The organism is Pseudarthrobacter sulfonivorans (genome assembly GCF_031454915.1).
Taxonomy (GTDB): domain Bacteria; phylum Actinomycetota; class Actinomycetes; order Actinomycetales; family Micrococcaceae; genus Arthrobacter; species Arthrobacter sulfonivorans_C.
In genome coordinates this window covers 23192-43873 of the sequence record NZ_JAVDRS010000002.1, presented here as the reverse complement: position 1 = coordinate 43873, position 20682 = coordinate 23192, and the positions used below count along the sequence as shown (strand labels likewise).

25 protein-coding genes and 1 tRNA gene are annotated in these 20682 nt (G+C 65.0%); 12 read left to right on the top strand and 14 right to left on the bottom strand.

The genetic code is table 11. The features are described 5' to 3' along the window. Nucleotides 1–41: 41 nt before the first annotated feature. The 4 genes from J2808_RS04090 to J2808_RS04075 all read left to right on the top strand — a co-directional run bounded on the left by J2808_RS04090 (nt 42) and on the right by J2808_RS04075 (nt 3875). Nucleotides 42–2342: a carbon starvation CstA family protein gene (locus tag J2808_RS04090; RefSeq protein ID WP_309812060.1), complete on the top strand. Its 2301-nt coding sequence runs from the start codon at nt 42–44 to the stop codon at nt 2340–2342. Next, entirely contained in the window at nt 2342–2545 is a 204-nt protein-coding gene (locus J2808_RS04085; protein ID WP_309812057.1) for a YbdD/YjiX family protein, read from the top strand. The genes J2808_RS04090 and J2808_RS04085 overlap by 1 nt, the downstream gene beginning before the upstream one ends. 181 nt (nt 2546–2726) lie before the next feature. Then, nucleotides 2727–3392, top strand: a complete 666-nt coding sequence (locus J2808_RS04080; RefSeq protein ID WP_309812054.1) for a bacterial proteasome activator family protein — start codon at nt 2727–2729, stop codon at nt 3390–3392. A gap of 9 nt (nt 3393–3401) precedes the next feature. Then, entirely contained in the window at nt 3402–3875 is a 474-nt protein-coding gene (locus J2808_RS04075; RefSeq protein ID WP_309812051.1) for a hypothetical protein, read from the top strand. A gap of 16 nt (nt 3876–3891) precedes the next feature. Here the strand turns inward: J2808_RS04075 and J2808_RS04070 are convergent, their stop codons facing one another. Then, the gene (locus J2808_RS04070) at nt 3892–4077 is read right to left on the bottom strand and encodes a hypothetical protein (RefSeq protein WP_309812048.1); all 186 of its coding nucleotides are present in this window, start codon (nt 4075–4077) and stop codon (nt 3892–3894) included. A gap of 39 nt (nt 4078–4116) precedes the next feature. After that, a complete protein-coding gene (locus tag J2808_RS04065) occupies nt 4117–5112 on the bottom strand; it encodes a hypothetical protein (protein WP_309812045.1) in 996 nt (331 codons plus the stop codon). Nucleotides 5113–5174: 62 nt separating this feature from the next. On the opposite strand from J2808_RS04065, the gene J2808_RS04060 reads away from it, so the two are divergent. After that, nucleotides 5175–5672 (top strand): hypothetical protein, encoded by a 498-nt coding sequence (locus tag J2808_RS04060; RefSeq protein ID WP_309812042.1) that lies wholly within the window; start codon nt 5175–5177, stop codon nt 5670–5672. Between the two features lie 39 nt (nt 5673–5711). On the opposite strand, the gene J2808_RS04055 is transcribed toward J2808_RS04060, so the two are convergent. Continuing rightward, nucleotides 5712–6458 carry an alpha/beta fold hydrolase gene (locus J2808_RS04055; protein ID WP_309812039.1) on the bottom strand — a complete coding sequence of 249 codons (747 nt, stop codon included), beginning with the start codon at nt 6456–6458 and terminating at the stop codon, nt 5712–5714. A 55-nt stretch (nt 6459–6513) separates the two neighbouring features. Here J2808_RS04055 and J2808_RS04050 point away from each other — a divergent pair, with 55 nt between their 5' ends. The 3 genes from J2808_RS04050 (at nt 6514) to J2808_RS04040 (ending at nt 7760) form a co-directional block, all read left to right on the top strand. Beyond that, a complete protein-coding gene (locus J2808_RS04050) occupies nt 6514–7032 on the top strand; it encodes a hypothetical protein (RefSeq protein WP_309812037.1) in 519 nt (172 codons plus the stop codon). Beyond that, the gene (locus J2808_RS04045; protein WP_309812034.1) at nt 7032–7289 is read left to right on the top strand and encodes a hypothetical protein; all 258 of its coding nucleotides are present in this window, start codon (nt 7032–7034) and stop codon (nt 7287–7289) included. The genes J2808_RS04050 and J2808_RS04045 overlap by 1 nt, the downstream gene beginning before the upstream one ends. A 114-nt stretch (nt 7290–7403) precedes the next feature. After that, nucleotides 7404–7760 carry a hypothetical protein gene (locus J2808_RS04040; protein WP_309812031.1) on the top strand — a complete coding sequence of 119 codons (357 nt, stop codon included), beginning with the start codon at nt 7404–7406 and terminating at the stop codon, nt 7758–7760. Nucleotides 7761–7830: 70 nt separating this feature from the next. Here J2808_RS04040 and J2808_RS04035 read toward each other — a convergent pair whose 3' ends face one another. Beyond that, on the bottom strand, nt 7831–8652 hold the full coding sequence (locus tag J2808_RS04035; protein ID WP_309812028.1) for an MBL fold metallo-hydrolase: 822 nt from the start codon (nt 8650–8652) through the stop codon (nt 7831–7833). Nucleotides 8653–8853: 201 nt separating this feature from the next. On the opposite strand from J2808_RS04035, the gene J2808_RS04030 reads away from it, so the two are divergent. Beyond that, on the top strand, nt 8854–9612 hold the full coding sequence (locus J2808_RS04030; protein ID WP_309812026.1) for a CPBP family intramembrane glutamic endopeptidase: 759 nt from the start codon (nt 8854–8856) through the stop codon (nt 9610–9612). Nucleotides 9613–9639: 27 nt separating this feature from the next. Here J2808_RS04030 and J2808_RS04025 read toward each other — a convergent pair whose 3' ends face one another. The 9 genes from J2808_RS04025 to tmk form a co-directional block, all read right to left on the bottom strand. Continuing rightward, a complete protein-coding gene (locus tag J2808_RS04025; protein WP_309812018.1) occupies nt 9640–10074 on the bottom strand; it encodes a hypothetical protein in 435 nt (144 codons plus the stop codon). Between the two features lie 327 nt (nt 10075–10401). Next, nucleotides 10402–10863 (bottom strand): mucin-associated surface protein, encoded by a 462-nt coding sequence (locus tag J2808_RS04020; protein ID WP_309812015.1) that lies wholly within the window; start codon nt 10861–10863, stop codon nt 10402–10404. A 68-nt stretch (nt 10864–10931) separates the two neighbouring features. Next, nucleotides 10932–12188, bottom strand: coding sequence for a serine/threonine-protein kinase (locus tag J2808_RS04015; protein ID WP_309812012.1), 1257 nt, complete (start codon nt 12186–12188; stop codon nt 10932–10934). Between the two features lie 251 nt (nt 12189–12439). Next, nucleotides 12440–12823, bottom strand: a complete 384-nt coding sequence (locus J2808_RS04010; RefSeq protein ID WP_309812008.1) for an Hpt domain-containing protein — start codon at nt 12821–12823, stop codon at nt 12440–12442. A gap of 235 nt (nt 12824–13058) precedes the next feature. Further along, complete coding sequence (locus J2808_RS04005; protein ID WP_309812006.1) at nt 13059–13550, bottom strand: GNAT family N-acetyltransferase; 492 nt, start codon at nt 13548–13550, stop codon at nt 13059–13061. Nucleotides 13551–13831: 281 nt separating this feature from the next. Continuing rightward, nucleotides 13832–13904 (bottom strand) — tRNA-Thr (locus J2808_RS04000). Between the two features lie 97 nt (nt 13905–14001). Further along, nucleotides 14002–15567, bottom strand: a complete 1566-nt coding sequence (locus J2808_RS03995; protein ID WP_309812003.1) for an alpha/beta hydrolase — start codon at nt 15565–15567, stop codon at nt 14002–14004. A gap of 21 nt (nt 15568–15588) precedes the next feature. Next, nucleotides 15589–16731, bottom strand: a complete 1143-nt coding sequence (locus J2808_RS03990; protein ID WP_309812000.1) for a DNA polymerase III subunit delta' — start codon at nt 16729–16731, stop codon at nt 15589–15591. Beyond that, nucleotides 16728–17384 (bottom strand): dTMP kinase, encoded by a 657-nt coding sequence (gene tmk / locus J2808_RS03985; protein WP_309811998.1) that lies wholly within the window; start codon nt 17382–17384, stop codon nt 16728–16730. Before tmk ends, J2808_RS03990 begins: the two co-directional genes overlap by 4 nt. A gap of 53 nt (nt 17385–17437) precedes the next feature. On the opposite strand from tmk, the gene J2808_RS03980 reads away from it, so the two are divergent. Next, nucleotides 17438–18628, top strand: coding sequence for a trans-sulfuration enzyme family protein (locus tag J2808_RS03980; RefSeq protein WP_309811996.1), 1191 nt, complete (start codon nt 17438–17440; stop codon nt 18626–18628). A gap of 9 nt (nt 18629–18637) precedes the next feature. Beyond that, nucleotides 18638–18985, top strand: coding sequence for a DUF2516 family protein (locus tag J2808_RS03975; protein ID WP_309811993.1), 348 nt, complete (start codon nt 18638–18640; stop codon nt 18983–18985). Here J2808_RS03975 and J2808_RS03970 read toward each other — a convergent pair. Beyond that, a complete protein-coding gene (locus J2808_RS03970; protein WP_309811992.1) occupies nt 18973–19806 on the bottom strand; it encodes a class I SAM-dependent methyltransferase in 834 nt (277 codons plus the stop codon). The genes J2808_RS03975 and J2808_RS03970 overlap by 13 nt on opposite strands. 62 nt (nt 19807–19868) lie before the next feature. On the opposite strand from J2808_RS03970, the gene J2808_RS03965 reads away from it, so the two are divergent. Next, nucleotides 19869–20615 (top strand): phosphoglyceromutase, encoded by a 747-nt coding sequence (locus tag J2808_RS03965; RefSeq protein ID WP_309811989.1) that lies wholly within the window; start codon nt 19869–19871, stop codon nt 20613–20615. The last annotated feature ends 67 nt before the right edge of the window (nt 20616–20682 follow it).

The window sequence follows — 20682 nt, the reverse complement described above, 5'->3', positions numbered from 1 at the left end:
TTTGAGCAATCGATCGAAGCATTAATTCTCAAGGAGGAGACATGGCCAACAGGCCTGAGGAACCGGCAGGTTCAGCGAAACGGGGCGGCCCACTGACCGCCAGTGCGGAACTTCCACCCACTGCCGTGGATGACGCGGTCCGCGAGGCCGAGGAGAAAAAATGGACCCCGGCCAAGATTGCCCTATGGGCGGCCATCGCCCTGCTCGGCGGTGTGGCCTGGTTCATGGTGGCCATTATCCGGGGCGAGACCGTGAACGCCATCTGGTTCGTCTTCGCCTCGGTCTGTACCTACCTCATCGGTTACCGCTTCTATTCGAAGGTGATCGAGCGCTACATCACCAAGCCCGACGACCGGCGCGCCACGCCTGCTGAGTACAAGGCCGACGGCAAGGACTACGTCCGCACTGACCGCAACGTCCTGTTCGGCCACCACTTTGCCGCCATCGCGGGCGCCGGTCCTTTGGTCGGCCCGATCCTGGCCGCCCAGATGGGCTACCTCCCCGGCACTATCTGGATCATCATCGGCGTCGTGCTCGCCGGTGCAGTCCAGGACTACGTCGTAATGTTCTTCTCCATGCGCCGCGGCGGACGTTCCCTGGGCCAGATGGCCCGTGAGGAACTCGGCGTCGTCGGCGGAACGGCTGCGCTGATTGCCACCCTCCTGATCATGGTCATCATCGTCGCCATCCTGGCGCTCGTCGTCGTCAACGCCCTGGCCGAAAGCCCCTGGGGTGTCTTCTCCGTGGGCATGACCATTCCCATCGCACTCTTTATGGGCGTCTACCTTCGGTTCCTCCGGCCGGGCAAAGTCATGGAAGTGTCCCTCATTGGCTTTGTGCTGCTGATGGCAGCCATCATCGGCGGTGGCCTCGTGGCGGAGACCGAGTGGGGGGCTGCGTTCTTCACCCTGGACAAGGTGACCATTGCCTGGGGACTCATCGTTTACGGCTTCATCGCGGCCATCCTTCCGGTCTGGCTCCTGCTGGCACCCCGCGACTACCTTTCAACGTTCATGAAGATCGGTGTGATCGTGATGCTCGCGCTGGCCATCATCGTGGTCCGCCCGGAAATCACGGTCCCCGCGTTCAGCGAATTTGCCAGCAGGGACAACGGGCCCGTCTTCCCCGGGGCGCTCTTCCCCTTCCTGTTCGTCACCATTGCCTGCGGAGCGTTGTCAGGCTTCCACGCCCTGATCTCCTCCGGCACCACCCCCAAGCTCATCGAGAAGGAACGGCAGTCCCGCTACATCGGCTACGGCGGAATGCTCATGGAGTCCTTCGTCGCCATCATGGCCCTCGTTGCCGCCATCTCGATTGACCGGGGCCTCTACTTCGCCATGAACGCTCCGGCTGCCCTGACCGGCGGAACGGTGGAAACGGCCGCCGCCTGGGTCAACAGCCTGGGCCTCTCCGGGGTAAACATCGGCCCGGAACTGCTTGCCGAGACGGCCCGGAACGTCGGCGAAGAAAGCATCGTCTCCCGCACCGGCGGCGCACCCACCCTCGCGGTCGGGCTGGCACACATCATGCAGCAGTTCATCGGCGGCACGGCAATGATGGCGTTCTGGTACCACTTCGCCATCATGTTCGAGGCGCTGTTCATCCTGACCGCGGTCGACGCCGGAACCCGCGTTGCGCGCTTTATGCTCCAGGATTCCATCGGCAACTTCGCCCCGAAGTTCAAGGAACACTCCTGGCGCCCCGGCGCCTGGCTGTGCACGGCCATCATGGTGGCCGCCTGGGGGCTGGTGCTCCTGATGGGCGTGACGGATCCGCTCGGCGGCATCAACACGCTCTTCCCGCTGTTCGGCATCGCCAACCAGTTGCTGGCAGCCATTGCGCTGTCTGTCTGCCTGGCCATTGTCGCCCGGCGCGGAACATTCAAATACCTGTGGATCGTGGCCTTGCCGCTGGCGTTTGCTGCGGTGGTGACCATCACCGCGAGCTACCAGAAGATCTTCTCGTCCACGCCCGCCGTCGGCTACTTCGCCAACAACGCGGCCTTCAGCAAGGCCCTCGCGGACGGCAAAACCGAGTTCGGCTCAGCGAAGAGCGTTGCCGCGATGGAAGCCGTGGTCCGCAATACCGCCATCCAGGGGTGGCTGTCGGTCATCTTTGTGGTGTTGAGCATCATCGTTATTGCCACCGCGGTGATGGCCACCGCCCGGGCCTTCCGGAACCAGCAAGCGGGAATCCCGAACCCGAACAATGAGGATCCGGCCCGTCCGTCCAAGGTTTTCGCTCCCGCAGGCCTGATTCCCACGCCGGCAGAGAAGGAACTGATGGCTGAATGGAACAAGTTGCCGGCAGACGTCCGGTTCGAAAGGGCACGGCACCACTGATGAGCACGGGTCTGGCTGCCCTGGCAACGGGGTTCCGCGGGTTTGCCCGGTACCTTGGCGGTGTGATGGGTGCGGATGCCTACACAAAATATGTGGAGTACCACCGCGCAGCAGGACACACGGAGCCGCCCCTGAGTGAGCGGGAGTTCTGGCGCGACAGGACGGACCGCCAGGACTCCAACCCTCAGGGCCGGTGCTGCTGACGCCGACCACCGCGAGCCTGCACCAGCCGGCCAGCCCTCACGGGCTGGCCGGCTTCAGGCCGTGTACGTTTGGGGGGCGGACTGGCGTTATCCATCATCGTGGGGACGGCTGGCCGGTGTCGGGAGTTGCACTGCGTCATCGACTGGACCGCGCGTCGCCGGCGCGTGAGAGTATGAACGCATGAGCGATCCGAACGACACTCAGCCTGATGATGTTCCTGTTGAGGGCACGACCCTCGACAACGGCGAACCAGTTGTGCCGGCTGCGGCCGGGCCCGTCAGTAGTGGTCCAGAGGCTGCAAGGCCTGATACTCCGGGCATGGGCAACAAGGCCAAGGGCAGCAACCTGCAGGACCTGGTGGATGAGCCTGCGAAGGTCATGCGGATCGGCACCATGATCCGGCAGCTGCTGGAAGAGGTTAAGTCAGCACCGCTGGACGACGCCGCGCGCGAACGCCTGGCCGAGATCCACGAGCGTTCCATCAAGGAACTGGAGGACGGGCTGGCCCCCGAACTCGTTAAGGAACTGGAACGGATCAGCCTTCCCTTCCCGGACAACGCCACGCCGTCGGACGCCGAACTTCGGATCGCCCAGGCACAGCTGGTCGGGTGGCTGGAGGGCCTGTTCCACGGCATCCAGACGGCCATCGCTGCACAGCACGCCGCCCGCGAGCACGCCGTCGCACAGATGCAGCTCAAGCAGCTGCCGCCGGGCACCATGATCGCCCCCGGAGTAGTCATCGGAGAGAACGGCGAACCGCAGCGGGCCACGGCAGGCCAGCGGCCCGGCGCGGCAACACCAGGCCGTCCGGAAGACCCGGACCACGGCCCCGGACAGTACCTCTAGGCCTCTTCCGTGGGATTCTTCACTGCCGCCCGCCAGGGGCGCAAAGACGATGCCGATCTCGGCAAGGGCCTGTGGCGCCGCGCCCACGACCGGTTCCACCGCGGCCTGGACCGCTACCACCAGGTGCTTGAGGGCGTCGAAGACGACCAGCTGTATGACGAACTGGTTGAGATCGCCAATGAGCTGGCCGGCCTCCTGGAACGCGTCCGCACGGTCTGCGTTGCGGCCCAGCGGCGTTCGCCCAGCGACGGGCTGGACATTCCGGGGGCCTTGGCAGGTGTCCACCGGTCGCTGTCCAAGGCCGGCAACTCGCTGGCCACCACGGCCGAGGCTGCCGCCATGCTGCGCCTCGCCGTCGGGCCCATCCCAGTTGGGGCAGCGTCAGTGCGCCGGCGTGCGGAATCGGTGTTCGAGCAGGTGGCCGACGCCGAACGCCGGCTCGCGGAGGATGCCGCCGGCAGGCCGGAGAGTCTCTCCGGCTAGGTTGAGCCGGAAACCGTCAGGCGGCGATCCGGGCCTGTTCTACAGCGACTTCGTCGATGACGGCCCAAGAGTCCTCGCCGACGCAGTGCCGGCCGGCGAACCGTTCGGCCTCCGTCCGGGAGTCGAATGTTTCGTTGCGGATCCGGCCACAATCGGCGTCGAAGTACGTGACGTGGTATTCGTGAGCGAGTTGGTTTTCCATAAATCCAGTGTGCAACCGGGGTCTGACAATCACCGGTCATCAGTCCCGCGTGTTGCCCAGCCGGAGTACCCGTTCCTGCGCGAGCACGGCTGAACGCTGCGCCTTCTCGGCCGCCCTGGCCGCCTGCTTGGCTTCGGCTGCGGACGTGGCCTGCTGTTTCCGGGCTCTGTCCAGCTCCTCCTCGGCGGTCTTCAGCCGCGCCCTGAGGTCCCGGGTTTCGAGGATCAGCTCTGCAACCTCAACCTCGGCCTCCTCCGACTGCCCTTGCCGTTCTGCCGCCAGCCGGGCGGATTCCGCTTCGGCTTCCCGCGCCTCGGCCAAGGCGGCCTTGGCCTTCTCCAGGGCGGAAGGGGACGCCGGTCGCGGAGTCTCCCGGACTGCCTTGAGCCGCGGCTGGTCAGCTGGTTGGCGGCGGGCAGGTTCCGCCGTCGTGCGCTTTCCTTGCTCCTGCGCGTTCTGTTCTGCCGCGGCCGCGGTGGGCACGGCGGCGGTATTTGGCACCGCGGTGCGCGGGGGCGGCACTGCTCCGGGGACTGCCACGGCGCCGTCGAGATCCACAGTGTCCACGCCGTCGGCGGACAGTGTCTGGACCAGCAGCCCGCTTTGGACGGCGGCCGCGGCGCCCTCGTCCGCGGTCAGCGCACGCAGGGTCTGTTCGACGTCGGTGGCGATGGTGGCGCTGATGGCGCGTCCGTGGCGTTCCGCGACAGAACGGGCGGTGTCGACGGCGGCCGCCAGGAGGGTGCGGCGCTCCCGCGACAGTTCCCGGAGCGCGCCGGCGTCCAGGGATGCCTGGGCAGCGCGCATCCGCTGGCCGAGGTCGGCGAGCTGCGCGAGCACCGCGGGCTCGTGCACCGACATCATGTTGACGGCCCAGGCCGCCACGGACGGCTTCGGGAGGGCTTTGACAGCGGCCATGAGCTCCTTTGCGGAACTGGGCGATGCCTTAGCTGCCGCTGTCCTGGCTGCCATGAATTCGTCGAATGGCAGGGCATACAGGTCCAGCGCAATGGCCGTCAGTGCCTTGTCATCCATGCACGCCATCATAGGCGGAGCCTGCTCCGCCGCAGGATATGTCGAGCGCCTAGACTGGCCGCATGGGAAGAGGGTGGGGGCTCATTGTCCGGCCTGCGGTGCTGCTGTTGGCAGTCTGTGCTCCGGTAGCAGGCTGTTCAACCGCCTGTCCGGCGATCGGCTGGGTCAACTCCGTCACGGTTGAATTGACTGGCGACGTGTCGCAGGTAGCGACGGTGCAGCTGTGTGCTGATGGCGCGTGTTCGGAACTTCGCCCGGAGCCCCGGACAGCAGAACCGCGGATTGTTGTCACCACGCCGCTGGATCCCACCGCTCGGGTCACCCGGCAGGCCCCGCCGGCCATGGCGCCGTTCTACGCCGAGCGGATCGACGCCGGCACCTGGCGGTTCGCCGTCAACATGAGCTCCCCGGACCATGTCACGGCGAGGGTGCTTACGTCCGCGGGCGAGGTTCTCATCGAAAAGGACACCGACCTCGAGTGGAAGCGCGTGGGCGGCTCGGCCCAATGCGGCGGACCGTCGGAGGCTCCGCCGATCGAACTCACAATGCCGGGCAGCTAAGGCCGGCCTGGAAGCTCCTTTCCAGCACCGGTCGCAGGGTTAGGCTGTGGCAGTTGCCTCAAGCCAGTGACGGAGGGACGTGTTGAACAATCCGGCTTGGGCCAAAGGCATACCGTGCCCAACGCCCTCGTGAACCTGGAGGGAGCTGTTCCGGACTTTTGAATGGAGGTCCTCCATGCCGCGCAAAAGCCGGGCTGGTTCTTTGTTCCCGGCCATGAGGAGAAGCGGCCGTGAGGAGGACAGAACCTTGTCAGGCACGGCAAAGGAGAAATTTGCCTGAATCAAACGCCGCAGAGTTGGGGCCGACATGGACCGGGACAGGGCGTAGTAGTCTTCGAAACTCCCTTCCGGGACGGAGAGTTGAGCCGCCTGGGCTTGGGCAAAACGACGGGGTTTGGACAATGGAGCGGAAGCCGCGGCGAGGAAGCCGAGGGCGGTTGCGCAAGGCCACGGGTTCGTGAGCGAACTGACCACCACGAGGCGTTCAACGTGGTCCGGGTAGGACGCCGCCAACTGGATCGCCGTCTGCCCTCCGAGCGAAAATCCAATGACCGTCACCGGACGGGGAAGTTCCAGGAGGCCTACGTCGTCCGCAACGGCCTCTGCTGCCCCGGTATGCGTGGAAAAGGAGCTTTGGCCATTCAGGTGATGGCCAGGAAGGGTTGGGGTGAGGACGGCGAAATCATGCGAGAAGGAAGCTGCCTGGTCCGCCCACATCCACGGTCCTATTCCGCCGCCGTGGATGAATACGAGAATGGGCCGTTCCCCGTCAGACGCTGAATTCATGCGTCCAGTCTTTCACCGGCGCTGGCACTGGAGTGGCTGACGGGGAACTCAAAGCATGAGTGCGGATAGGATCGAAGCCGTGGCGACGACAGGCGAAGAGCACTACCGAATGATGGTCAACCGTCCCTTCTACTACGGGTATCCGATGAGGGGTAAAACCGTCTATTCGTACACAAGGGAAGAGTGGGGCATTGGCGCCAGTTCCGGCGGCGGGGACCACAACCTGATCCGGTCCTTCTACTTCAGCTTGGCATTGACAGTCCTGCTCACGCCGGTCGCTTTGGGCTGTCTGCTGTTCGGGGTCCTTGCGCTGTTCGAGATGCCAGTCATGGCGCTCGTTATGGTGCTCTTCGGCGCCCTCTTCGGCTTCGGTGTCCTCCAGTGCTGCTTCAATGTCAAAGAAGAATGGCGGGGGAGGAAGGCGCGCAAACTCAAGGGCCTCCCGAAGCCCTGGTGGAAGGCGGCAGACGACCACGCCTATGAATGGTTCCTGAAGCACCCTTCGCCGCACATTCCCGTGACCCTCGAGTACTTCCCGGAATCCCGGATCCTCCGTAAGCAGGCAGCAATCTGATGGCTCGGCCGAAAGACTGGGACGAGAAGTACGGTCCCTGGGGGACCCCGCCGGATTACACTCCGGCGTTCACCGTCATGACCAACATGAGTCCTACCGGAGTCCGCGTGGGCGGCGTCGTTTCCGCCATCTTCGTCATGGTTGGTCTTTGCTCCTACAAGACGTGGTGGTGTTTCCATCTGGCCAGGCGCCGGGCTGAATGGCTGAAGGAACGCAAAGCAAAAGCGATCCAGAACGGGAAAAAGGCGCAAGCCTGAGTTCGTCATCCGGCGGCTAACGCGATGCCCGTGCAGCCCACACAACGACGTACGGTCGAGAAGCACCCGTCGTTCGGATCGCAACCATCCCTCCCCCCGAAAGGCCACAGTCTCATGGAAGCCCTGATCACCATCGGCATTTTTGCCGGAATAATGCTGCTCCTCTGGGGCGGCTCCTATTACGTTGTCAAAGTACGGACACCCCGGCGAAACAGGCCCAAAATCCTTGCCGCTTTGGACGAGGCTGAGCGCTTTGGCTGGTCAGACATCGATTCGAACATGAAGGCAGCATCAAAGCGGTGGCGCCATCTGAGAACCGGCCACGACGACGCGGAGCTGTACCGGTTGGAGCCTTACCGGGACAGGATCGCGATCCAGCTGGACGTCATCCAGCCTCGTGAGGCCGAGTTGAAGAAATACTGGCTCAAGAGCAACGGGGCCAGCATCGACATTCCGGTCGTCAATATCTAGTTACGGATGGAGTTATGAGCGAGACAGCCACGTTGCAGGTCAGCGGCGCGTATTCTCCGTAAGGCGGCCGCTATTCCGGCGTTCCGTCGCGCTTCTTCTGAGCGAGCTGCTGTAGTTGCCATGCATGCACATCGGGCAGCCAATCCAACGTGGCCGATGGACCGACGCGTGCGTCATCGGGAACACCGCCGTCTCGCAGGGCCTGAACGTACGCGCGATCCTGCTTGATTCGTGCTCGTACCTGACCAGCTCCGCAGACTGAGCCGTGACCGGGGATGACGGTATCAACGCCGTCGGCCACGCTCTCGAACAGCCGTAGCGCGGCGAGGTAGTCCTCGATGGGATTCGCGGCCTCCAGGTCGAGGAACGGCATCAGGATGTCAGAAAGCATGTCGCCGGCGACGAGGACGCCGCGCTCCTCGATCAACAGCGCCGCATGCCCTATGGCGTGGGCCTGATGCTCGATGATCCGGACTTGGGGGCCATCCCAAGGAATCTGCGCAGTATCGGCGGGCAGGCCGGTAATGAGACCGAGCAGATCCATCGGTAATTCCTCGGCGTACTCCGGCGGTAGCACCTCGGCAACGCGGGCCCTCCAATCCGCGTTCGACAGCAGGTCCCGGATAGAGGCCGCACAGCGGGCTGTACCGTAACGGGGCGCGTCGCCGAAGTCCGCGTGCCAGAGCACGTGGTCCCAGTCGGGATGCGTCGAGAAGCCTGCCACGACGGGCTGCCCTAACTCGCGAAGGTCGTTCGCGAGGGCCGCCATTTCGTCGGCCGTTATGCCGGGGTCGATGAGCAACACACCGTCCCGGCCCTGCACGACAACCGAATTACTTTGGATGAACTCACTCTCGCGAACCAGAACGCCCTCAGCGACTTCCTTCAGCATGGAATGCCCTCCGCTTGTGGTCTGCAACCGCTTGTCGAGACGGTATTACCTGGCGGCAGTGGATTGCAACCACTACGCGCGAAACGTGCACTGCGCCCTCGAAGGGTGCCTCCAACGGGAGGCACGACTGTCTGGGACACGAAGAACGGGTGCCAAACCTGGTTCAAGCCGTGTCCGGCCCGCTGGCAATACACTCACGGTGTGAGTACCCCAACTGTCCGTCCACCGTTCCGCTCGCTCCTCCCGCTGAACCTGGGCACCGGCATTCTGCTGCTCATCATTTTCGGGCTTGTGCGAGTGGCGCTCGTCCTGCAGGCGAATGTCACCGGCAGCTATCAGGCTGTCGGCGTCGTGTTCGTGGCGATGATCGCCTTGCCGTGGGTGCTTCTGACCAGGGAAGGGCGCAAACACGTTGGCATGGTCCGGCCGACGCGGCGCCGCTGGGTACTGCCAGCCGGGCTGGCCGGCGTGGCGATGGCGCTCGGGGTGCACTCGGCTGCCACCACCCTGTGGGGCCACAGCCTGTCCCACCCGTTTGCCTATATCGCGCTCTCCTACTCGAGCGTGCCGGTGTCACCCTCCGAGGACGATCGGCTCATCTACTTCATCATCTTCGCTGTCATCGGAATGCTCTTCAGCCCGATCGGGGAAGAGGTGCTGTACCGCGGTGTGGCCCACGAGAGTTTCGCAGCGCAACTCGGCGACCGCCGGGCAGCCCTCATCGACGCGGCAGCGTTCGCAGTGACGCATCTTGCACACTTCGGTGTGGTGTATGTTGCCGGTGTCTGGGCGTTCCTGCCATTGCCGGCGCTGTTCTGGGTCGCCGCGATGTTCGTGGCGTCCCTGGTGTTCTACGGATTTCGGAAGCTCATTGGATCATTGCTTGGCGCTGTGGCGGCACATGCCGGCTTCAACCTCGCCATGAACTGGGTGATCTTCTACGCGATCGTGCCCCAATAGGACTCCGGAAAAGCGGGATTCAGTGTCTCAGTGATGTTTCATCGCAGGGCTCCGCATTCCGCTGCACGCCACCCCAACCCCTGCCAGGAAAATGAGGACAGCGACGTAGACCGGGCCGAGGTGCCCAAGCGTGGCCAGACCCCACGGGTAATGCGCGGGGAGGGCTACTGCGAGTCCGACGGTGGGGACGATGACGGCGGTGGCGAAGGCCCACCGTTCTCCCCGGCGCACCCCGAACCAGGACAGGCCGGCTACGGCCAGCCCGGTCGCAGCGATGAAGCCGCTGAGCGCGATGTGCAGGTGGCTGATGTAGTGGTGCAGCTGCGGGCTGAACGCCTCTACCTCCGCCTTTCCCTTGTCCACTTGATCGGGGCCGATACCCAGCTCGAGGAAGCCGCCCGTGAAGTTGAGGACCAGGAACACTGCGGCGTACCCCACAAAGGCCAGCCCGGCAAGCGTCATGAGAGCGGCTCCTAGCCGGAGGCGGGACTGGTTCCCCGGGGCAGTTTGAGTGGCAGGCATAGCCGCCACCCCCTCTCGTCTTCACGTAGTACTCGATGAGAGTCCCCTGATCGTGGGACTGTCAAGGGGAAACTCCTGAATAGCGCGGCGGTAGCCCGGGCGACCACTGGAACCCAAGGACCTCCCGCCGTCGTCCGCTTTTGTTTCGTTATCTGTCCGGGCAGAGCTGCGGAGTCCGTTTAGCGGCCAGGTCCTCGGTCCAGCCGATTCCCGCGCTTTCCGGTGGTGAACTCGCGGCCCTGTTGGACGCGCTACACCGGAACCCGGTTATTCGTTCTTGCCTTTGCCTTTGCCTTTCTTGCCGTTTGCCTGTTCCGGTGCCGGCCCCGGTAAGGGGGCAACAATCACGGGCGTGGTGTTTTCCTGTGCAGCCTTCGCCGCCGCTGCCGCGTCAGCTTTGATTTTCTCTGCCGCGGCCGTTTCCGCTGCTGCGGCGGCCGCCTCCTCAGCTGCTTTGGCTGCTTCAGCGGCCGCGTCCATGGCGCCGGTGAGATCGGCCCTGACGGCAGCAACGCTGGTCATGATACGACGGCGCCGTTCCTCGGAAATTTGGCCGTTGCCGGCTGCAGCCGCCACGTCAGCTTCGAGTTTGTTCAGGACCGTGAGAGCGGCTGCATGATCATTGCTGGCCGCAGCCTTGGTCACGCCGAGGACCTGTTCCTGGAGCTGGTGGGCAGTGTCCTGCTCCAGGCCGGTAGCGGCAGGGCCGCAGGCGGTGAGGGAAGCCACTAGCACAAGGGCAACGGCAAGACAGGCTCGGCGTGCTCCTGAGCGCCGGCTTCGGGAGTAAGTGAAAGTCATGGCTGCACGCTGTTCTGAAGTTCCTGGAGGTGATCGCCGAGCGCTCCGGTAACTGCGGGGTAGGGCGTGATGCCGGATGTGGACGGTGGGGCCTGGCTCGCCGTGAATGCGGCGGCCCCACCTGCCAGCGCAAGAAGGGTCAGGATAGCCACCGGGAGCCGCAGCCTCTCGCCCGCACGGGACGGCCGCCGCGGGTATGTTCCCCGGGGGGTGGTTGGTTGGGGTGCATAAGGCCCCGGCAGCGACTGGTTGGCGTGGGCAAAATCATTGCCGTTGGGGTGTCCTGTGGTAGGCCTGGCCGGCAGATTGGGGGAGGGCGAGTCTGCTGTGACGGACGGCGCCCTGAAGGGCCTGGCGGGCAGTACGCGTGTGGTTTCCGGTGCCAGGTTGCCGGGAGAGAACGTCGGCGAAACCAGGGCCTGCCGCAGCGCCGTCTCGATGTCCGCGGCCGTGGGACGTTCCCGCGGTTCGAGGGAGGTCATCGAGCGGATCAGGTCGGCCCATCCGGCCGGGAGATCCTGGGGAATGGACGGCGCGCGGTGCAGTCTGGCCACGGCGGATTCGACCGCGCTGCCGGGGTACTCCATTGCCTTCTTGACGCATTCGAGCAGGACCAGCCCGAGCGAATAGACGTCTGTTGCAGGGCTGAGGGGTGAGCCCGTGGCTTGTTCGGGGCTGAGGTACGCTGCAGTGCCGACCATTGCCCCCGTAACGGTCAAGCGTGTTGAATCGGCGATTCGTGCGATGCCGAAGTCTGTGACCTTCGCCCGCAGAGGCTCCCCGGGCCGGGTCTGCACGAGGAGGATGTTGCCGGGCTTGATATCGCGGTGGATGATGCCCAAACCGTGGACATAGGCCAGTGCGTCAGCGATCCCGGCTCCGATGACGGCGAGTTCGTCCAGGGGGACTGCACTGTGCCTGATCCGGCTGCGCAAATCCTGTCCCTCGACCAGTTCCATCGTCAGGAACGGCCGGGGCTCATCGGGAATGCGCGTGTCGACGCCGGCATCGAACAGCGTCACGAGGCTGGGATGGTTCAGGGTCGCCAGCAGCCTGATCTCAGCTTCCTGGCGTTTGAGTTCGCCCGCGTCGGTGGCCCGCGGTGCGAAGAGCTTCAACGCCACGTCCCGGCCCAGATTCTCATCCTTTGCCCGGTACACAGACGACATTCCACCGCGGCCGATTACCTCGCCCAGCCGGTAGCGTTCGCCGACCACGTCAATGCTGATGGAGCTCGGCGAATCCGCCACCATACCCGTTCCTTCCGGTGCATTGCGGCACGGTAACTTTCAAGTCATAAGGCAACTTACTATATTGCAGGGCTCAAGGTGATGCCTTCTTTTCTTGCCGTGGAGCGAGTCTCGAAGCTTTTTAGCCTCCTGCAGGGATAGTTCACTCGTTGACAAAACGTGTGACGTGTAGCGTGCCTGTACGGAAAACCTGCCGAGGGCGCAGGCTCAGGCCCATCGGGACCCGAACCTTGTGACCCGGGCGGCGTTGCAGTTTAGGCTACGTACTTCAGCAGTAAGTCAGTGGTCTGTCGACCGCATCTGGTGATCCGCGCGAGGTTATCTGCTGCCAGCCGAGGCAACAGGCTGGCGGGCCCCGTGTGATGGGCGTCTCCACGGAGGAACCGCTCCAGATCGGTGGCAAGATCCGCGAGGCGTTCCGCGCCCACCATCTGGCTGGAGGTCTTGAGGCTGAGGACCGCATCCAGTGCGCCTGGCACGTCTCCGGTGGTCAGGGTCCTCCGCACATTCTCAGCTCTTTGCGGCAGAAGTGCGATGAAGTTCCTGACAAAAATCTTGCAGACGTCTTCGTCGTCGAGTTCGTCGCGCAGCCTTTCCAAAGCTGCCCGATCCAGTAGCGGCAGGTTTTTGTCGTCCATGATCTCCCCGACCGTCGACACACCACTCCACGTCCCCAGGACTTACAACTGACGCTAGCCGGAGGAGAGGCGGAACACACGAGTAGGGAGTACTCGATCCTGACTCGACGGACACTCGACCAACGGCCCGGAGTTCAGGAGCCTAGCCAGGATTTACTGGCGGCTGGCCAGGTCCCGGATCCGGTCAAAATGAAGCAGGCTCCGGACTCGTTCAGCCAGCCAACCCCGGGTCCGCTTACGCATACACGTCGTCGTCTTCGCCGTCGCCTACGAGCCGGCGGAAGTCCCGGGAGAGGTACAGGGCCAATGCCGCCGAGTTGGTGTCGTCCACACTGACGGTCACAGTGCCGTGCTCCAATGTGTGGAGGACATGCAGTGCCTCGCGGAGGAGTTCTTCAGCCAGTCCCTGGCGGCGGTGATCGGGGTGGGTGAAAAGTTCCGTGATGACCGCTGTACCGCCGCGTTCAGTGACGATGATGGCGGCAGTAATCTGACGGCCCGGGCCGGAAGCGACCAGTGATGCCTCTTGAATTACGGCGCCGTGGACCTCTGGGTCTGCAGTTTGGCCCCACGGAGTGCCTGGCAGCTCAGGCGCATCGGCATACGCGTGCTTTTGCGCTCGTCGGAGCTCGGGGAGGTCAGCAGGTTCAAGGGCCCGGAGGGGGACGAGTGCTGGCCGGTCGTCTTTGGGCCCAGTCAGGGCCACCAGGGTGATCGGGTCGTTCATGAGGGTCCTGCTTTCCTGGAGCACGGAGAACACCGTTGACCCAGTGTCCGGCACCGGGCCCCCGCACGGAAGGTCCGAGCCAAGGCTTTACGGAGAGTTCACGCGACGGACACCCTCATCCTCCGCCATGCTGCTGGAACGCTGCCTTCAACATGCTGTGAGTGTGAGACCGTCATCATGACTCACCGGCTCTGGGCCGGGGATGCCGTCTCTCGAACCAGGGCGTAGCTTAACCAGCGAAAAACCCCCTAAAAACCGTGGTTTCTAGGGGGTTTGTCCCGAGCTTCCTATCAGAATCGAACTGATGACCTTTTCATTACGAGTGAAACGCTCTACCGACTGAGCTAAGGAAGCACCGCATGGAATCTCCCGGCGTAACCGGGCGGTTCATGCAAGAGTCAACTGTAATAGAGTCCCGCCGTCCGGGTCAAAATGGGATCAGGAACGCCCGTCAGCAAACCGTGTTGTCGGCGGGAACCTTGCCGTCCACGAGGTAGCGGTCCACCGCGTCTTCGAGGCAGCTGTTCGCCCGGCCGTACGCCGTGTGGCCCTCACCCTGCCAGGTCATCAGGGACGCGTTCCCCAGCTGCTTGCGCAGGGAGGCGGCCCATTCAACGGGCGTGGCAGGGTCTCCGGTGGTTCCGATCACGACCACCGGGGAGTCCCCGCTGTATTCCACCGGGGCCGGCGTCCGCACACTGTCATACGGCCAGTCCACGCAGTTGGTGCCGCCGTAGGCGAAGTAGTAGCCCAGGGTGGGGGAGGCCTGCCGCAGCCGCTGCTCTTCGGCGCGCATGGCGGCGGTGTCGGAGACCATGGGGTAGTCCAGGCAGTTGATGGCGCTGAAGGCGAAGGTGGAGTTGGACGTGTACTTACCGTTCGAGCCGCGGTCTGCGCCGAGGTCCGCCAGGCGGAGCATGAGGCTCACGTCTCCTGTCACAGCGGCTTCGAGGGCCTGGGTCAGTGCGGGCCAGCTCTGGTCATTGTAGAGCGGCGTGATGAGGCCGCTGACGAACATCGTGCCGTTCACCATGCGGCCGTCATTGGCCTTCCGGGGTGTGTCCTGGACGGAGTTGATGAGGCCACGGATCTGCTGGACTCCACTGTCCACATCGCCGCTGAGAGGGCAGCCGTCCTGCTGGAGGCAATCGGCTACGTAAGCCCTGATGGCCTTTTCGAAGGCAACGGCCTGGCCACTGGTCAGCTCTTCGTTGCTGATGGACGGGTCAAGGGCGCCATCCAGAACCATCCGCCCCACGTTGTCCGGGAACAGCGAGGCGTAGGTGGAACCAAGGAACGTGCCGTAGGAGTAGCCCAGGTAATTGAGCTTGGCGTCGTTCACCACGGCCCGCAGGATATCCAGGTCCTTGGCTGAGCTGACGGTGTCGATGTGGCCGAGTATCGGTCCGGTCTGGGCCGCGCACTGGGCGGCGATGGCTTTGTTGTCGGCCAGCACGGCGGCCAGGCCCGCGTCGGTTTCGTAGTTATAGATCTTTGCCCGCGCTGCGTCCCGCTCCGCGTCCGTCATGCAGGTCACGGGGGCGGAGCGTTTGACTCCGCGCGGATCGAAGCCCACCAGGTCGTAGTTCGCGCGGACTGACTCGGAGAAGTGAATCCCCGCGGCGTCCTTGACGAAGTCGTAGCCCGAGCCGCCGGGACCGCCCGGATTGATGAGCAGGCTCCCGGCCTTTTTGCCTGTGCTGGGAGCCTTCAGCGCGGCGAGCTGGATAGTGTCCCCGCCAGGGTTCGCGTAGTCCACCGGCACTGTCACCTTGGCGCACTGGAAGCCGTTTTCGCAGGGCTCCCACACCACTTCCTGCGAATAGAACGAGTCGAGTCCGGCAGGGGCGGACGCCACGATGGAGGGATCCGCCTTGGCCGTGGTGGGTCCCTCATCCGGTTTTTCGCCGCCCATGAGGCTGCACGATGCCAGCATTATGGCCAGGACCAGGGCGCCGGCAGCCCGCAACCCAATCACCAGGGATCGGGAGCTTGCGGGCAGGGGGCGAGCAGTCATCGGTAGGTCTCCTTGGAAGGGCTATATGAGGCTGGCGGCCATGGACTCAATGGTCAACAGCGGAGCAACGTTGGTGGTGGTGATGCGTTGGCGGGCTTTATTGATGGCGTCCATGCGGGCAAGCGTTGTTTCGGGGGCGGACCGGCCGGCAAATTCCTCCAACTCAGTCCTGAGTTCAACGTTCACCAGCTCCACACTGTTCCCCAGCTGGATAATCAGCACGTCCCGGTAGAACGAAAGCAGGTCCGTGAGGGTCCTGTCCAGGGAATCGGTGATGGACCGCTTGGCCCGGCGCTTCTGGTCTTCTTCCAGCTGCCTGATCTGGCTCCGCATGGCCGGCGGTAGCGTCCCCGACTCGGGGGCACCCAAAGTAGCGAGCAGCGATGCCTTCTCGGCGGCGTCGCGCTCTTCATTGGAACTGTTGGCTTCGGCGGTGGCGATCTTCACGAGCTTGTCCGCCATCATCACCGCCGCGGTGACGCCGCGCAGTCCGAGCGGGAACCGCACCGTTTCCAGCCGGCGTTCCCGCGCCTCCGGATCCCGCGCCAGGCGGCGGGCAATCCCCACATGGCTTTGCGCCGCGCGGGCCGCGCGTTCGGCGAGGGCCGGCTCCACGCCGTCGCGCTTGACGAGCAATGCCGCGACGTCGGCGGCCGGGGGCAGGCGCAGCGCCACCGCGCGGCAGCGGGAACGGATGGTGACCAGGACATCAGCAGGCGACGGCGCACACAGCATCCAGATGGTCCGCGGAGTAGGTTCCTCGATCGCCTTTAGCAGCACGTTGGTGGTGCGCTCGGCCATACGGTCGGCGTCTTCCACCACGATGATCCGCCACCGCCCTGACGATGGCCGGTTACCCGCCGCGGACACAAGGTCGCGGGCCTCGTCGATGGTGATGGTGACCTTCTCGGTCCGGACGAACGTCACATCGGAATGCGTCTCGCCGAGGATCGTCAGGCAGGCGGCGCACTCGCCACAGCCGCGCCTTGCCACGTCTTCCTGGTTGCAGTTGAGTGCGGCCGCGAACGCCTTCGCAGCGTTTGAACGCCCGGAACCGGGCGGGCCGGTAAACAGCCAGGCATGGGTAAGCCCCTCACCCAGCGTCGCCTGGCGGAGCTGTTCGACGACGGCGGGCTGGCCCTGGAGGTCCTCCCACACTGTCATGCGGCACCTCGCGCTGTCGCCAGCAGGGAATCGATGCGGGACAGGATCTGCGCGGCGAGGTCGTGCACGGACAGGTGTGCCGGCAGGACAAGATAGGTGTCCGGGCGGCGGGCTGCCAGTTCCAGGAACGCATCACGGATGGTGGTGTGGAACTCATCAGCTTCGGATTCCAGCCGGTCTTCAGTGGCGTCACCGGCGGTGCGGCGGCGCCGGCCAACGGCCGGGTCCACGTCCAACAGCACGGTGAGGTCGGGCTGCAGTCCCGAGGTGGCCCATTCGTTGAGCGAACGGACGGCGTCGGGGCCAAGATCCCGGCCGGCACCCTGATACGCCACGGACGAGTCGATGTAGCGGTCGGTCAGGACCACCTCGCCCCGCTCCAGCGCCGGGCGGATTACCTGGCTGGCGTGGGCCGCGCGCGAGGCTGCAAAGATCAAGGCTTCAGTGTGGGCATCAATGTGGCCATGGCCGTGGTCGAGGACCAGGGAACGCAGCTTTTCGCCGATGGGCGTCCCGCCTGGTTCGCGGGTCCGCAGGACCGTCAGGCCGCGTGATTCCAGGGCCTCGGCGAGCAGGGCAGCCTGCGTGGACTTGCCGGCGCCGTCGCCGCCTTCAAAGGCGATGAAAAGTCCAGGGCTGTTGGTGGTGGTCACTGCTCCAGCCTACCGACTTCGGGGCGCTGTACGCGTCGAAGTACGCTTTCACCATGAGTCTCACGGAGCAGCACGCAGCGTCCCTGTCCGCCGAAACCGTGGTGGTTGCCGCCGGCCGGCCCCCGCGGGAGCACGACGAGCCTGTCAACCCGCCCCTCGTGCTGTCCTCGACGTATTTCGGCACGGGAGCGCTGGGCGACGGGGACAGAGGCTATGGCCGCTACGCCAACCCCACGTGGGACCCCTTCGAAGAGGCCCTGGGCCAGCTCGAGGGGTCCGCGCTGCCGGGCCTGCTCTACGCGTCGGGGCTCGCCGCGGTCAGTTCCGCCTTGTCCCTGCTGCCCGCCGGCGGCGTTCTGGTGATGCCCTCGCACAGCTACGCGGGCTCGCTGGTGATGGCCGGCGAGTTGGCGCAGAAGGGCTTCCTGGAACTCCGGACTGTGGACATCGCGGACACGGCCGCTGTCAAAGAACAGCTCGCGCCGCAGGGACCCGATGCCAAAGCGGCAAGGATGCTGTGGCTGGAAAGTCCCACCAACCCCATGTTGGGCATCGCCGATATCCGCGAACTGACAGCGGCAGCCCATGAGGTCGGCGCCATTGTGGTCACGGACAACACCTTCTCCACCCCATTGGTCCAGCAGCCGCTGTCCTTGGGTTCGGACGTGGTGCTGCATTCGGTGACCAAGTACCTGGCCGGCCATTCCGACGTCGTCCTCGGCGCCCTGGTGACCTCCAACCCGGACATCCGGGCAGCGCTCCTCCATAACCGCACCATTCACGGGGGCATCGCCGGACCCTTCGAAGCCTGGCTGGCGCTGCGCGGGCTCCGGACCCTGGCACTGCGCGTGGAGCGGTCGCAGGCTTCCGCGGCTGTCCTGGCGGAACGCCTGAGCACGCATCCCCTGATCGAAAGCATCAGGTTCCCGGGGCTTCCTGCTGACCCCGGCCACGAACGGGCAAAGATGCAGATGACGGGTTTCGGGTCGATCGTCTGCGTGCAGGTCGCACCGGTTGCGGGCCTCGACGGAGCGGAGGCGGCAGACAAACTGGTGCGGGCACTGCGGCTTTGGCTGCCGGCCACTTCCTTGGGCGGCGTGGAGTCACTGATCGAACGGCGCCGCCGGCACGCTGCCGAACCGCTAAGCGTGCCGGACAACCTGGTGCGTCTCAGCGTGGGCATCGAGAATGTTGAGGACCTCTGGGCCGATTTGAAGCAGGCGCTCGACTCGCTGGGCGGCTAGGCTTGGACGGTGGACGGTGAACTGATTATTCGGCCTGTTGAGCAGGCAGTGTTTTTTATCCTTGCCCTGGTGGCACTGGGACTTGAGGTGTGGGCGCTGCTGGACTGCGTCCGGCACAAGTCGGCAGCCTTTGAAGCCACCGGTAAACGGACCAAGACGTTCTGGCTGGCGCTGACCGGCGGCGCCACCCTGATCGGCGTCATCTCACTCTTCAGCAGCGGCGGCATTTTCGGCACGCTCGGACTGTTCGGCCTGGCCGCCGTCGTGGCAGCGTCCATCTACCTCGCCGACGTCCGCCCGGCCGTCAAGGACGCCGGACGCGGCGGCAGCCGCAGCACCGGACCCTACGGCTGGTGACAGCCAGGCGCCACGGCTTCCCAGCCCACCGTCAACTCACCCAGACGCCACCGCGCCGGCCCGTCCTGAACGGGCCAGCCGCCGTCGCGCAGTGCCGTGCACATGCCCTGCCAGCGCTGCCTGTTGCCGAACGAGGCCAGCGGCGCTGACGCCAGCCAGGCCCGGTCCATGGCCTGCATGAGTTTGTGTACCGGGTCGCCGGGGACGTTGCGGTGAATGAGCGCCTTCGGCAGCCGCTCGGCAATATCCGACGGCAGGTCAAAGCTGCCAAACCGCATGGACATGCTCAGTGATAGCGGCCGTTCCGCATCGAGGGCAATCCAGGTCACCCGCCGCCCGATCTCGTCGCACGTTCCGTCAATAAACAGTCCGCCAGGGGAGAGCCGGTCCTGGACCAGCCGCCAGATCCCCGCCACGTCTGCTTCTTCGTACTGCCGCAGGACGTTGAAGGCGCGCACCAGCACCGGGCGCCCTGGCAGGGCCAGCTCAAAGCCGCCCACCTGGAAGCTCAGTCCCGGCCGTTCCAGCGGTTTGGCCGCCCGGACGCGTTCCGGTTCGATCTCGACTCCGCACACACGCACATCCGGCCTGGTGGTGCGGAGGCGGTCAAAGAGTTCGACGGCGGTGGCGGGCGTGGCGCCGTAGCCCAGATCAACCACCAACGGGTCTTCGGCGGCGCGCAGGCGCCAGGCCTGGGGACCGGTGAGCCAGCGGTCCACACGGCGCATCCGGTTGGGGTTGGTGGTGCCGCGGGTGACGTTGCCCACAGGCTTGCCGCTCCGACTATGGGGAGCGTTCACGCGTTCAGCTTTTTGCACCACGGCCCAACCCTATCTTCGTAACGGAAAACGGGCTGCAGCGCGGCTCGGCTAGGATGAAAATCATGACCTACAAGCTGATTCTGCTGCGCCACGGCCACAGCGAATGGAACGCCAAGAACTTGTTCACCGGTTGGGTGGACGTTGACCTGAACGACCAAGGCCGCGAGGAAGCGGCCCGCGGCGGTGAGCTCCTGGTGGAGAACAACATCCTCCCCGACGTCCTGTACACGTCACTGCTCAAGCGCGCCATCAACACGGCGAACATCACCTTGGACAAGGCAGACCGCGGCTGGATCCCCGTCAAGCGCGACTGGCGCCTGAACGAACGCCACTACGGTGCCCTGCAGGGCAAGGACAAGGCACAGACCCTGGCCGAGTTCGGCGAAGAGCAGTTCATGGAGTGGCGCCGCAGCTACGACACCCCGCCGCCGGCACTGTCGGATGACAGCGAGTTCTCCCAGGCCCACGATCCCCGCTACGCGGACCTCGGCGACGCCCTGCCGCGCACCGAGTGCCTCAAGGACGTTCTGGTCCGCCTGCTGCCCTACTGGGAGTCGGACATCAAGGCAGACCTGAAGGCAGGCAAGACCGTCCTGGTCACCGCCCACGGCAACTCCCTGCGCGCCCTGGTCAAGCACCTGGACGGCATCAGCGACGAGGCCATCTCCGGCCTGAACATCCCCACGGGCATCCCGCTGGTCTACGACCTCGACGAGGAGTTCCAGCCGGTCAAGCCGGGCGGCACGTACCTCGACCCGGCCGCCGCCGCGGAGGCCATCCTTGCCGTGGCCAACCAGGGCAAGAAATAAGCAAAAGCAGCCATAACGACGGCGGGCCGGTCACCTTGAGGTGACCGGCCCGCCGTCGTAAGCGGTG

Coding starts and splice junctions, on each gene's coding strand:
- J2808_RS04080 (WP_309812054.1), top strand. CDS start 2,727: ATGAGCGATCCGAACGACACTCAGCCTGATGATGTTCCTGTTGAGGGC.
- J2808_RS04015 (WP_309812012.1), bottom strand. CDS start 12,188: ATGGTGGCGGATTCGCCGAGCTCCATCAGCATTGACGTGGTCGGCGAA.
- J2808_RS04025 (WP_309812018.1), bottom strand. CDS start 10,074: ATGACGCTTGCCGGGCTGGCCTTTGTGGGGTACGCCGCAGTGTTCCTG.
- J2808_RS03990 (WP_309812000.1), bottom strand. CDS start 16,731: ATGACAGTGTGGGAGGACCTCCAGGGCCAGCCCGCCGTCGTCGAACAG.
- J2808_RS04090 (WP_309812060.1), top strand. CDS start 42: ATGGCCAACAGGCCTGAGGAACCGGCAGGTTCAGCGAAACGGGGCGGC.
- J2808_RS03965 (WP_309811989.1), top strand. CDS start 19,869: ATGACCTACAAGCTGATTCTGCTGCGCCACGGCCACAGCGAATGGAAC.
- J2808_RS04050 (WP_309812037.1), top strand. CDS start 6,514: ATGAGTGCGGATAGGATCGAAGCCGTGGCGACGACAGGCGAAGAGCAC.
- J2808_RS04060 (WP_309812042.1), top strand. CDS start 5,175: ATGGGAAGAGGGTGGGGGCTCATTGTCCGGCCTGCGGTGCTGCTGTTG.
- J2808_RS04070 (WP_309812048.1), bottom strand. CDS start 4,077: ATGGAAAACCAACTCGCTCACGAATACCACGTCACGTACTTCGACGCC.
- J2808_RS04085 (WP_309812057.1), top strand. CDS start 2,342: ATGAGCACGGGTCTGGCTGCCCTGGCAACGGGGTTCCGCGGGTTTGCC.
- J2808_RS03995 (WP_309812003.1), bottom strand. CDS start 15,567: ATGACTGCTCGCCCCCTGCCCGCAAGCTCCCGATCCCTGGTGATTGGG.
- J2808_RS04005 (WP_309812006.1), bottom strand. CDS start 13,550: ATGAACGACCCGATCACCCTGGTGGCCCTGACTGGGCCCAAAGACGAC.
- J2808_RS04065 (WP_309812045.1), bottom strand. CDS start 5,112: ATGGATGACAAGGCACTGACGGCCATTGCGCTGGACCTGTATGCCCTG.
- J2808_RS04045 (WP_309812034.1), top strand. CDS start 7,032: ATGGCTCGGCCGAAAGACTGGGACGAGAAGTACGGTCCCTGGGGGACC.
- J2808_RS04035 (WP_309812028.1), bottom strand. CDS start 8,652: ATGCTGAAGGAAGTCGCTGAGGGCGTTCTGGTTCGCGAGAGTGAGTTC.
- J2808_RS04040 (WP_309812031.1), top strand. CDS start 7,404: ATGGAAGCCCTGATCACCATCGGCATTTTTGCCGGAATAATGCTGCTC.
- J2808_RS04055 (WP_309812039.1), bottom strand. CDS start 6,458: ATGAATTCAGCGTCTGACGGGGAACGGCCCATTCTCGTATTCATCCAC.
- J2808_RS03980 (WP_309811996.1), top strand. CDS start 17,438: ATGAGTCTCACGGAGCAGCACGCAGCGTCCCTGTCCGCCGAAACCGTG.
- J2808_RS04010 (WP_309812008.1), bottom strand. CDS start 12,823: ATGGACGACAAAAACCTGCCGCTACTGGATCGGGCAGCTTTGGAAAGG.